9 protein-coding genes and 2 pseudogenes are annotated in these 11,690 nt (G+C 44.0%); 8 read left to right on the plus strand and 3 right to left on the minus strand.

The features are described 5' to 3' along the window. Positions 1-60: 60 nt before the first annotated feature. The 4 genes from lepB to RAM70_RS05275 all read left to right on the plus strand — a co-directional run bounded on the left by lepB (position 61) and on the right by RAM70_RS05275 (position 3,396). Entirely contained in the window at positions 61-1,158 is a 1,098-nt protein-coding gene (gene lepB / locus RAM70_RS05260; RefSeq protein ID WP_045361755.1) for a signal peptidase I, read from the plus strand. Between the two features lie 151 nt (positions 1,159-1,309). Further along, positions 1,310-1,885 (plus strand): hypothetical protein, encoded by a 576-nt coding sequence (locus RAM70_RS05265; protein WP_288001770.1) that lies wholly within the window; start codon positions 1,310-1,312, stop codon positions 1,883-1,885. A 6-nt stretch (positions 1,886-1,891) separates the two neighbouring features. Beyond that, entirely contained in the window at positions 1,892-2,260 is a 369-nt protein-coding gene (locus RAM70_RS05270; protein WP_190381473.1) for a DUF1818 family protein, read from the plus strand. Between the two features lie 65 nt (positions 2,261-2,325). Further along, positions 2,326-3,396, plus strand: coding sequence for a YheT family hydrolase (locus RAM70_RS05275; RefSeq protein WP_045361992.1), 1,071 nt, complete (start codon positions 2,326-2,328; stop codon positions 3,394-3,396). Between the two features lie 78 nt (positions 3,397-3,474). Here the strand turns inward: RAM70_RS05275 and RAM70_RS05280 are convergent, their stop codons facing one another. Continuing rightward, positions 3,475-4,536: an ISKra4-like element ISMae42 family transposase gene (locus tag RAM70_RS05280; RefSeq protein ID WP_312672631.1), complete on the minus strand. Its 1,062-nt coding sequence runs from the start codon at positions 4,534-4,536 to the stop codon at positions 3,475-3,477. Between the two features lie 92 nt (positions 4,537-4,628). Between RAM70_RS05280 and RAM70_RS05285 the strand changes: the two are divergent. Both RAM70_RS05285 and RAM70_RS05290 read left to right on the plus strand, forming a co-directional pair. Then, positions 4,629-5,492, plus strand: a pseudogene (locus tag RAM70_RS05285) (formylglycine-generating enzyme family protein); the annotation flags it as partial. A 296-nt stretch (positions 5,493-5,788) separates the two neighbouring features. Beyond that, entirely contained in the window at positions 5,789-6,181 is a 393-nt protein-coding gene (locus RAM70_RS05290) for a hypothetical protein (RefSeq protein ID WP_312672632.1), read from the plus strand. A gap of 60 nt (positions 6,182-6,241) precedes the next feature. On the opposite strand, the pseudogene RAM70_RS05295 reads toward RAM70_RS05290, so the two are convergent. Together RAM70_RS05295 and RAM70_RS05300 are read right to left on the minus strand one after the other, a co-directional pair. After that, positions 6,242-6,820 (minus strand): annotated as a pseudogene (locus tag RAM70_RS05295) (DUF2887 domain-containing protein). Positions 6,821-7,088: 268 nt separating this feature from the next. Further along, positions 7,089-7,601, minus strand: coding sequence for a DUF29 domain-containing protein (locus tag RAM70_RS05300; protein WP_242017409.1), 513 nt, complete (start codon positions 7,599-7,601; stop codon positions 7,089-7,091). 127 nt (positions 7,602-7,728) lie between these two features. On the opposite strand from RAM70_RS05300, the gene purL reads away from it, so the two are divergent. Then, positions 7,729-9,999, plus strand: a complete 2,271-nt coding sequence (gene purL, locus RAM70_RS05305) for a phosphoribosylformylglycinamidine synthase subunit PurL (protein ID WP_312672638.1) — start codon at positions 7,729-7,731, stop codon at positions 9,997-9,999. 137 nt (positions 10,000-10,136) lie between these two features. Further along, positions 10,137-11,600 (plus strand): amidophosphoribosyltransferase, encoded by a 1,464-nt coding sequence (gene purF, locus RAM70_RS05310; RefSeq protein WP_312672639.1) that lies wholly within the window; start codon positions 10,137-10,139, stop codon positions 11,598-11,600. Positions 11,601-11,690 lie beyond the last annotated feature (90 nt).

Raw genomic sequence — 11,690 nt, forward strand, 5'->3', positions numbered from 1 at the left:
ACTGTTTACTGTTTACTGATCACTGATTACTGTTTACTGAATTGGCAATAGGTCTATACTATGAGCAACCCCCCCCTTTTTTCGGCTGTTTCTCCTCCTGATGCGACTAATTCACAAACAAAAGATCCCTGGTTAGCGGTCAATCTCTCGATGTTTTTCCCCGGTTTGGGACAATGGTATGCTAACAAAAACCAGAAAGCAACCATTTGGGCGATCGCTCAAATAATATTAATAATTGTGACAATTTGGTCAATTTTTAGCCCCAATGGCCCTGTAAGCTGGGGATTAGGGGGAATAGTTGCTCTGGTTATCCTTTACATTAGCAATATTTTTGACGCTCACTGGAGTGTTTATTATTCCGAACAGAATAACAGCTTAGAGAAAATTCCCCGCCAACAAAAAAACCCATGGTTTGCCGTCTTCGCTAACCGGATTATACCGGGGTTAGGGCAATTGTACGCCGATAAGGTGATCTTAGGGATAATTTTTCTGACTATATCCCTGATTACCCTGAAAATGGATCATTTTTTTGCCAATATCCTCTTTCTTACCCCTTTAATTACAGCGATCGCTATTTATCATGTTTATCACACTTTCCCCCATCAATTCCATCCCCATCGTCACACCTATCGTTCCATTTTGGCGCTGATGGTGGCAGCAATTTTTACTTGGGGAATTATCTGTAATTATTTTCCCGATTGGTTACATCAAAGAATAGAATTTTTCGAGATTCCTAGCGAATCCATGCTGCCTACCCTCGCAGTAGGTGATCGCATTTTCGTCAGTCAATCTGGTAATTATCAAGCAAAAAGAGGCGATATAATTGTTTTTAGAACTCCCGAAAAAATTAAGCAACTAGATCCTAAGTCTGGAGATTTTTTTATTAAACGAGTCATCGCTATTGCTGGGGATACCATTGAAATCCGGGGGGGCAAAGTTTATCTCAACCAGCAAGTTATCGAGGAACCCTACACCGCCGAGTTAGCCAATTATGAAATAGAATTTATGACTATACCCCCAAAAACCCTGTTTGTTTTGGGAGATAATCGTAACCATAGTTTTGATTCCCGTGATTGGGGTTTTTTGCCCAAAATTTATATCGTTGGTCAAGCCTATAAAGTTTACTGGCCTCTCGATCGTGTTCAGTCTTTGCTATGATGTAGATGACTGGGGTAACTTTGAGCCTAGGTGTTACAGTTAGATGAGTTTGGGTATTGTTAGATGATTATAACATTCCCAACCTATGGAAATGTTCCTGAAAAATTACCACTGGTGCTAGATAATTAACTTCAATCTTTTCTTGATTAATATGCTGTTAAAATTCCCTCAAAAGCTGAAAATTAAGCAAATAATATTATTAGTATTCTGGCTAGGAATAGGGATATTTTTCTGGTGGTTATCGTGGCAATCCACCGGGATTAGCCAAATTCAACGCCCCGAAACAGTTGCTCAACAAATTTACCAAGCAATGCCAGATTTACCGAAAGAAAACAACTATACCCGTCGAGATACAGGGGCGATCGATCCGAATAATACTTTAATAAGTCGCTTTCTTCGTTATCATCAAGATACAAAAAAAAGGTTTACTCTCATCCGTTTTGATTGGCAATTAACCCTAGGAGATTATCTAGGAGTGAACGAGAAAATCAGCGAAGAAAACTATCCCGGACAAGCAACCCTTACCGTTAATCCCATGGCTGCCGATATCAAAGCGATTAACAGTCTTAATCGTCGTCAACGGCAGCAGTTAGTCACCCTTCTAGTCGAAATTTATAACCCCGCCATTCTCCCCCAAGAAACCCCCAATCCTAGTCCTTCTCCTAGTCCTTCTCCCCGTCGTCCATCTTTATCAAAACCAGGAGATGCCGACCTATTAAAATTCTAGAAAATTATGGAAAAAATTCTCAAATATGGTTCGGGTTGGCGACTCGGTTGGGATTCTAAGGCGGCCATTTATAAAGGATTAATTGGTGGCGATGATTGGGCGATCGAATTGACCGAGGCCGAGTGGCAAGATTTGCGTCGGTTACTATCACAATTGACCGCAACTATGGCGGCCATGGCCACAGAATTAATGGATGAAGAAAGTATTGCTTGTGAAGCGGAAAGCGAGCTTTTATGGTTAGAAGCGGCAGGATTTCCCGATCATTATTCCCTGCGATTTATTCTCTATCAAGGTCGCGGTTGTGAGGGCAATTGGTCGGCCACTGCCCTGCCAGAGTTGCTCGCCGCTTGGGACAATTTGCTTTACAATTTTTAAGAAAGCGGTGGGCATAAGTTAATTTTTGTCTCCCTCTCTTGACTTTTTTACTCCCCTGTGCTGCTATGCTTGCCCATCCTAAAACGAAGACCGATAATCTCACCTACACCCCGCCCCCATTGCTGAAAAACGGTTTTGCCATGACCCTCTATGTGGCCCTGAAAGCGCGAGAAACCTGGCAAAATACGATCGCTATTCCCGAACCAGTCTATCAAGAAACCATTTTCACCGGGGCCGATGCCGTCCCCATCTACGGGATTGTTTCCATTCCCCCGCAAGCGAAGGGAACAATTATCGGCACCTACGGCATCACGGGAGACTTAGATAATCAATGGTTTTTAAGAATTTTAGGCAGAAAAGCCGTAGCGAGAAACTACGCGGTCGTCCTCTTCGATTGGCGCGCCCACGGTAAGACAGCCGAATTATCCCCGACTCTCACCTCCGATGGCATCTATGAAGGGCTAGATTTCGTTCATATTGCCGCCCAAGCCCAAAAAATGGGCTGTCCTGCTCCTTTTTGGTTCACGGGTTACTCTCTGGGGGGACAATTAGCCCTCTGGGGAATTAAATCGGCAGAGAATAGGGAAGATAGGGGGATTGATCCCGTCGATATCGGTGGTGGTGCGGTAATTTGTCCTAATTTAGACTCTAATCGTTCTTTATCCTATCTCGTCCGGGATCCCTGGGGGAAACATTTGGAAAAAGCGATCGCCAGGGAATTACGCAAGTTAGCCAAACGCATCCATAAGGCTCATCCCGATCATATCGATCCTCAAGCAATTACTCGCGCCACCACGATTGCCGGATTCGATCGAGAATTAGTGATTAAAAAGCTAGGATTTGAGACAGTTTTTGACTATTATGCCGCTAGTAGTCCCTTGCCCTTTCAACCCTATTTAGCTAAACCCACTTTTATCCTCTACGCGGCCGATGATCCCCTCTTTTCCCCCGCAGTTATTCCCGATCTGCAAGCAGCGATCGCTGATAATCCCCACGTGGATCTACTCTTAACCAACCATGGCGGTCATGTGGGTTATATCAGCAGTTTATCCTGTCAGCGTCAGTGGGGCGATAGCGATCGCTGGTGGGCATGGAATCGGGTTTTAGACTGGTTTGACCAAAAAACTGGCAAATAATACTAAATCCGTTGAGTATAGGTTAAATATCACTTGGGAGCAAGTCAGTTTTGTCAGAACATAAATACTATTCAATAGCTAAAGACTGTTATTTAGGTAAGCACAGCGGTGTTTAAGCACTTGAGGGATATTTTCTTCATTCCACTGGGCTCCAGAAATTTTCAGTCGTCGGTCAATCTGTTTAACCGTGGATTCAACGGCTCCCGAAGCAATAGAGCAAATCTCTTCTTGTTGATAGTAATTATAATTAACAATTCGATGACGATGAATCTCTAAATAACGACAGAAATTTTCAGCTCGTTCGTTTTTTAAAGGAGAGATTAATGCTATTGTTTCCTCAATTTTGCCCTGCCATAATAAACTTTCTGCTTTTTTCAATCTCTTCACTGAACCGCCGACTTTATGAAGATTTTCTACCAAATGAAACCAGTCAAGTATTTCTCTTTTTTCTCCTGGACAATCCCAGTTTTTCACAATTTTCCCAATACCGGGATGTCCGTCTCCCAAACAGGTAAGGGGGTCAGATAAAGGTTGTTGATTAACCCAATATATTAACGATTCATTTTCTCCAAACCAAGCTTTTCTTAGGAAAGTATCAACACAGATTGCTTTATAATCTTTCCAGATACAAGCCTCTCCCTTAGTTTCGGTTCTTAAGCGCACTTTTCCTCCATCTAGACTAATTTCTTGAACGGGGTTTCCTGATTCTTCTTCGGCAAATTGGTGGCGATGGACTAATCGTTGTTGAGTCCTAGCCGAGACCTTCATCCCTATATAAAATTGAAGATCTCTGGCGGCATTTTCATAAGAAACATTGGCACTAGCTCTTAAACAACAGCGTTCTAAGTAAGGACTAATTTGGTTATTACGAGGAATATTTAAACGGATTGCTTGTTTTTCTGTCAGGCATAATTCTCCGATGATGCTTTTTATTTTTCTCGGTCTCCCGGCTTGAGTTCCTGTCGTTTTTGTGACAAAAAAAAATCCTAGTTTCGGAGTTATATATTTTAAGGTCTGTTCTCTTATTGTCGTCTCTATTCCCTCTAAAGTTTGGATTTTTTCAGCCTCAGCTTCCTGATGAAGAATCTTGGCTATCGCTTGAATATGTTGGTTAAGTTCTTGTTGTTGCTTTGGAGTCATTTTTGTCTTTTCCCCACTCTTTTCTCTATCCCATACCCAATTGATGCTTTTGTCAAGTAGTTTATTTGTTCTTCAGCTTTGACTTGCTCCCAGTGGAAATCCCCGATGAGGAAATCGAACTCGAAACCGCCATTCAACGCATCAACGACCATGTAATCGAGAGAGTCGGGAATTTTATTATCACCTCTACCGAAAACCTACCCAATGGAGTAACACTGAAGATGGTGAGCTTACCAGCAGGTAAATTTCTCATGGGATCTCCTGACAGTGATCTCGATGCTGAAAGTTATGAAAAGCCTCAACACCTAGTTCAAGTAAACAGTTTTGCGATTGGGAAATATCCAGTTACTCAGGCACAATATCAAGCAGTAATGGGAACAAATGCAACATCTCAAAAATCGCTGAGAGGTAAGAGGAGAGCAACGGCAGCGTCGCTGCCCTCTTATTTTCAAAACAATCCGCAAAATCCGGTAGAACAAGTTAGCTGGAATGACGCTCAAGCTTTTTGTCAGAAATTGAGTCAAATAACAGGGAAAACCTATCGCCTACCGACGGAAGCGGAATGGGAATATGCCTGTCGTGCGGGAACAACTACTCGCTATTATTTTGGTGATGATGCTAATCAGTTAGGAGATTATGCTTGGTATGGCGGAAATTCTCAAAATACAACTCATCCTGTGGGTCAGAAAAAGCCCAATGCTTGGGGACTCTATGACATGATTGGCAATGTTGGGGAGTGGTGCGAGGACAATTGGCATGATAGCTATATCGGAGCGCCGACGGATGGCAGTGCTTGGATAAAAAATGGTAATGATTATCAAATATTGCGGGGCGGTTCCTGGGGCGACGTTCCTCTTCGCTGCCGTTCCGCGGTTCGCGTCAACGGCCTCCGCCGCGACGACCGCGACGACGATCTCGGTTTTCGGGTGGTGTGCGGTGCTGGGAGGACTCTGTAACCCTTTTTCCCTTTTTTCCCTTTTTACCCTCATTCCCTATTTTTCAATTTTTCTCTTTCTTTCCCGCCGCTAGGCGGGTCGATTTTTTTTTAAGATTTTTAATGGCTTCCATTACTGTTAATATCTCAGATGAACAGTTGAAGACTTAATTAGGGTTTGCATAGAAGATTCGATTTTCAATTTCTGTCGATGGCGTTTGGAACAAGGGGTTAAGGCTTGTGTTCGATGCCATCAAATCATTACAGATATGCCAATAATCCCAGATGATAGAGAATAGATATTTCCGAAAATTAAATATGCGTAACCTGAAACCCTTGGTAGGGACAATTCATGAATTGTCCCTACGTTTTCGGAGTAAAATTCATGAATTGTCCCTACGTTTTCGGAGTAAAATTCATGAATTAGTCCTACGTTTTCGGAGTAAAATTCATGAATTGTCCCTACGTTTTCGGAGTAAAATTCATGAATTGTCCCTACGTTTTCGGAGTAAAATTCATAAATTAGTCCTACGTTTTCGGAGTAAAATTCATGAATTGTCCCTACGTTTTCGGAGTAAAATTCATGAATTGTCCCTACGTTTTCGGAGTACAATTCATGAATTGTCCCTACGTTTTCGGAGTACAATTCATGAATTGTCCCTACGTTTTCGGAGATGTCTAATGATGACACAGCTAGTCTCTCTGCTATAGTACAAAAGTCGTTTAGCATGATACGCTATCTAACCTTATTGCGATCGCATTGAACTTTTCCTATTCCCTTTGATTTGCTTGTCTAACCTGTTCGATCTCTAATTCTAAAGCTTGTGCTATCTGTTCAAAGTTTAATCCTAAGGCCAATAAACGAGGAATAGAGGCTAATTTTGCCGCTAATTCGCCTTCTTGTCGGCCTTCCTCTCTACCTTCCTCTCTACCTTCCTCTCTACCTTCCTCTCTACCTTCCTCTAAAGCTTCCTGATACACTTTAGTTTGTTTTAAATCGCTTAAACTAAACATCGCTTCTATCTCCTTTCTACTGACTTGGGGTAACTTATAAACCAAGATTGTCTCTATCAATTCTAAAAGTTCTTGCTGTTGTTTGAGCTTAGGTAATTCTTGTCTAATCTAACGGGAATAAAACCTATTATCTTTCTGAAATTGTACTTCTAGGAAATAAATAGGCTGATTGGGTGTATCAGGCAAAAAGACTCCATCGAGACGAAAGGACAATTGTTTAACTTCCACCGAGGAGAATTGATAAGAATTGGCGGTTTCAGGAGGAAGGTTCAACAAATCAAAGAAACAAGCGGGAAATCTTTGTAAGAGTTGATAAAAAATACTGTCAGTTTTCACGCAATTAAACTCAAAAAGAGGCCTCTAGTTTAGCAAAAGTTTTTTATTGTATTCTTCAGGAAGCTCCTGTTTTTGAGCAATTGGGATGACGACTGTTACCCAACACCATCGGAACCAAGATTAAATAGGGTATGATGGGGGTTGGATAGATTTTCTCCTATACTTTTTCCTCAAGTATGACAACCGGGGAAAGCTGGAAGGGTGGCACACCATAAATCATCTTCTTGCCAAAGAATAACTTTAATATTCATCTTTAACTTTTTTGTCCTTATATGTCGAAGTAATGATCGATATCAATCGGGAACCACTCCCCATCTAATACCTGTTCGAGGGAGAAAGGAGGCTCCACAGGAATCGCGTCGCCAGTGACGGTTTTCGCTTGTATTGAGGTTTTTCGAGCGTTCGAGTAGGCTTTTTGAAAATAATCCCGCGCGTGGTTGCTGAGAGTAGTAGTTTCTAGCCACTCTCCTAGTTGAGTTCGGAAACTGGCGATTTCTCCTACCCAGTGACAGACGTTGCGTTCTCGCTCCCGTTCCGATTTGTGATAAGCTAACTTAAACAGGTGTTCGATCAGCTGGGTTAATAAACTCTCTACAGCCCGTCTGTCACTTTTCCCCATGCACTCCACTTCCTCGATCAGATTTTCCCAGTCCACCTCATCAAACTTTTTTAGCTTTAAAAGTTCGGCGGTTTTTGAAGCCCAGAGAACAAAATCCTGATCATATAAGGCTTTCATTGATAAAGCTGTTTCTACTGCCATAGTTTCGTTCCAACTGATCATAAAACTATGTCTTTAGCTTAACTTTACTAGCGCAAACCCTTTTAACTTTTTTGTCCTTTACTAAGCAGTGTAACTCGATCTCATCAGACGTTATACAATAAATCTTGTCCCTCGATCGCATTGTCCCATGACTACCCCCTTCACTGCCGCAGAAATTGCCTCAGAAGGCATCAAACCCGAAGAATACGAAGAAATAGTCAAAAGACTGGGAAGACACCCCAACAAAGCCGAATTAGGAATGTTTGGCGTGATGTGGTCGGAACACTGCTGTTATAAAAACTCCCGGCCGCTGCTCAAACAATTCCCCACCACCGGCGAAAAAATTCTCGTCGGACCGGGGGAAAATGCCGGAGTAGTGGATTTAGGCGATGGATTGCGATTAGCCTTCAAAATCGAGTCCCATAATCATCCTTCTGCGGTGGAACCCTTCCAAGGTGCCGCTACCGGAGTCGGAGGCATCCTGCGGGATATTTTTACCATGGGGGCCCGGCCCATTGCTATCCTCAACTCCCTCCGTTTTGGTAACTTGCAAGATGCCCGCAATCGTCGCATTTTTGCCGGAGTCGTGGAAGGAATAAGTCATTATGGCAATAGTGTCGGCGTTCCCACGGTGGGCGGTGAGATATACTTCGATAATGCCTACAATGGCAATCCCCTCGTTAATGCCATGGCTTTAGGGCTAATGGAAACCGAGGAAATCGTTAAATCTGGGGCAAAAGGACTGGGAAATCCGGTTTTATACGTTGGTTCTACCACCGGCCGCGACGGTATGGGAGGGGCGAGTTTTGCCAGTGCCGAATTAACCGATAAATCTATGGATGACCGGCCCGCGGTGCAAGTGGGCGACCCTTTTCTGGAAAAATCCCTGATAGAAGCTTGTTTAGAGGCATTTAAGACCGGCGCGGTGGTGGCGGCCCAGGATATGGGGGCCGCTGGGATCACCTGTTCTACTTCCGAGATGGCAGCCAAGGGAGGGGTGGGAATTGAATTAGACCTCGATAAAATCCCCGTCCGGGAAACTGGGATGGTCCCCTACGAATATCTGCTATCGGAATCCCAAGAAAGAATGTTATTTGTGGCAGCATCGGGACGAGAAGGCGAATTAATCGAGATTTTCCATCGTTGGGGACTTCAGGCTGTGGTCGCTGGCCAGGTAATTGCAGAACCGATCGTCCGTATATTATTTAAAGGGGAAATTGCCGCCGAAATTCCTGCCACGGCCCTGGCGGATAATACTCCTATCTATCATCGGGAATTACTAACAGAACCGCCAGAATACGCCCAAAAAGCTCAATTATGGCAAGATGCCACTATTCCTATTCCCGAATCCTATAACGAGATTTTATTAAAACTGCTGGATAGTCCCTCGATTGCCTCAAAACGCTGGGTTTATCGTCAATATGATCATCAAGTCCAGAATAACACCGTTATTCTCCCCGGGGGGGCCGATGCGGCCGTGATTCGCGTGCGTCCTCTGGGTGCTAATCCCGCAAATTCTCGGCGAGGTGTAGCGGCGACTACAGATTGTAATCCGCGATACGTTTATCTTGATCCCTATAACGGAGCTAAGTTGGCCGTGGCGGAAGCGGCCAGAAACCTTAGCTGTGTTGGTGCTGACCCCATTGCTGTCACGGATAATCTCAATTTCGGAAGTCCAGAGAATTCAATCGGTTATTGGCAATTAGCCACTGCTTGTCAGGGTATTGCCGAAGCTTGTCGGGAAATGAATACACCAGTAACTGGGGGTAATGTCTCTTTGTACAACGAAACCGTTGATGCAGCTGGCAGCCCCCAGTCTATTTATCCGACTCCCGTGATTGGGATGGTGGGATTAGTGCCGGATATCGGGCAAATTTGCGGCCAAGGTTGGCAAAAAGCGGGGGATTTAATCTATATTTTGGGTTTCTCTTTGCCAACTATCGGCGCATCGGAATATTTAGCCGTTATTCACGGTTTGGTGACGGGAAAACCGCCGGTAATTGATTTTGAATTAGAAAGAAAGGTACAAGCGGCCTGTCGTCGGGGAATTCGCGCCGGTTGGGTGAAATCTGCCCACGATTGCGCGGAGGGAGGTTTAGTCACTGCTCTGGCAGAATGCTGTATTAGTGGGCAGTTAGGGGCGGAAATTGACCTTTCTTGGCAGCATCAGGGCCGTTTTGATGCGGTGTTATTCGGGGAGTTAGCTAGTTGCATTATTGTCTCCGTTTCCTCCGAAAATCGGCAAGATTGGGAAGAATACCTAAAGACACAATTAGGAGACTATTGGCAAATAACCGGCAAAGTTAGCGAAAAAAGCGATAATCTTCGGATTTTTGACCGGGATAAACAACCAGCGATCGATGTTAGTCTAGAAACTATACAGCAAGTTTGGTCAAAAGCGATCGAAAGAAGGCTGTAATCTTGAGGCCGTCAGCTAGATAAGATGGCCGATTATATCGGTAAATAAAGGCTGATAGCTGATCAATAAATCGTTAAAAGAAGATTAAGATCGGTTAAGATTTTGTTACCAAAGTATTCTGCAGCCCCAACCCTCCCATGTCTAGCCATCCCGACTCATCCCTATCCCTGAACCGCGTCGATAAGCCTGAAGAAGCCTGTGGAGTTTTTGGACTCTATGCCCCCGAGGAAGAAGTAGCAAAACTGACCTATTTCGGACTCTATGCCCTGCAACACCGAGGACAGGAATCGGCAGGTATTGCCACCTACGACGGGGAAACGGTGCATTGTTACAAGGAAATGGGCTTAGTTTCCCAAGTTTTTAACGAAACTGTCCTTAAAACCTTGCCGGGTACTCACGCCGTCGGTCATACTCGTTACTCTACCACCGGTTCTAGCCGTCGCGCCAATGCCCAACCTGCTGTGATCGAAACCCGTTTGGGTAAACTTTCCCTAGCACATAACGGCAATTTAGTCAATACTTTTGAGTTAAGAAATGTATTAGAACAGCGCGGTTGTGATCTCGTCACCACCACCGACTCGGAAATGATCGCCGTCGCTATCGGTCAGGAAGTGGATAGTGGCAAGGATTGGATACAAGCGGCGATCGATGCCTTTAGTTATTGTAGCGGGGCTTACAGCCTTGTTATCGGCACACCGACGGGAATTATCGGGGCGCGGGATCCCAATGGTGTCAGACCCTTAGTAATTGGGGTTTTGCAAGAAGAAGGCAATCCCCCTCGTTATGTTTTAGCTTCGGAAACCTGCGGATTAGATATTATTGGGGCCGATTATCTGCGGGATGTGCAGCCGGGGGAATTAGTTTGGATTAGTGAAGATGGCTTATCTTCGGTGGATTGGGCCATGAAACCGGAGAAAAAATTATGCGTTTTCGAGATGATTTATTTTGCTCGTCCCGATAGCATTGTTCACGAGGAATCTTTATATACTTATCGGGTACGTTTGGGGGAACAATTAGCCAAAGAGTCGCCGGTAGAAGCAGATATGGTGATGGGAGTTCCCGATTCGGGTATTCCGGCTGCGATCGGATTTTCGCGCATTTCTGATATTCCCTACGCGGAAGGATTGATTAAAAATCGTTATGTGGGACGGACTTTTATTCAACCAACCCAACACATGAGAGAGTCGGGGATTAAGATGAAATTGAATCCTTTAAAGGATGTTTTACAGGGAAAAAGAGTTATTATTGTTGATGATTCGATCGTGCGGGGAACCACTAGCCGGAAATTAGTTAAAGCTTTACGCGATGCTGGAGCAAGAGAAGTTCACATGAGAATATCTTCTCCTCCGGTGACTCATCCTTGTTTTTATGGCATTGATACGGATAACCAAGAGCAATTAATTGCGGCAACTAAATCGGTGGCGGAAATTCAGGCACAAATCGGGGTGGATAGTTTAGCTTATCTCAGTCACGATGGAATGTTAACAGCAACAAAAGAAGATCCGAAAACCTTCTGTACTGCCTGTTTTAATGGCGATTATCCGATTCCTGTACCTGATAATGTTAAGCGATCGAAGTTGATTTTAGAAACAGTTAAATAGGGTTTGCTGAATAAATCTAAAAACCTTGTTGGATAAGGTTTTTAGACTTTTTTTCCCTCAAAAAGTGCCGACCATTGGAGTGATTGGGGG

The organism is Microcystis wesenbergii NRERC-220 (assembly GCF_032027425.1).
In the GTDB taxonomy this organism is placed as follows: Bacteria; Cyanobacteriota; Cyanobacteriia; order Cyanobacteriales; family Microcystaceae; genus Microcystis; species Microcystis wesenbergii_A.

Coding starts and splice junctions, on each gene's coding strand:
- lepB (WP_045361755.1), top strand. CDS start 61: ATGAGCAACCCCCCCCTTTTTTCGGCTGTTTCTCCTCCTGATGCGACT.
- RAM70_RS05265 (WP_288001770.1), top strand. CDS start 1,310: ATGCTGTTAAAATTCCCTCAAAAGCTGAAAATTAAGCAAATAATATTA.
- RAM70_RS05270 (WP_190381473.1), top strand. CDS start 1,892: ATGGAAAAAATTCTCAAATATGGTTCGGGTTGGCGACTCGGTTGGGAT.
- RAM70_RS05275 (WP_045361992.1), top strand. CDS start 2,326: ATGCTTGCCCATCCTAAAACGAAGACCGATAATCTCACCTACACCCCG.
- RAM70_RS05280 (WP_312672631.1), bottom strand. CDS start 4,536: ATGACTCCAAAGCAACAACAAGAACTTAACCAACATATTCAAGCGATA.
- RAM70_RS05290 (WP_312672632.1), top strand. CDS start 5,789: ATGCGTAACCTGAAACCCTTGGTAGGGACAATTCATGAATTGTCCCTA.
- RAM70_RS05300 (WP_242017409.1), bottom strand. CDS start 7,601: ATGATCAGTTGGAACGAAACTATGGCAGTAGAAACAGCTTTATCAATG.
- purL (WP_312672638.1), top strand. CDS start 7,729: ATGACTACCCCCTTCACTGCCGCAGAAATTGCCTCAGAAGGCATCAAA.
- purF (WP_312672639.1), top strand. CDS start 10,137: ATGTCTAGCCATCCCGACTCATCCCTATCCCTGAACCGCGTCGATAAG.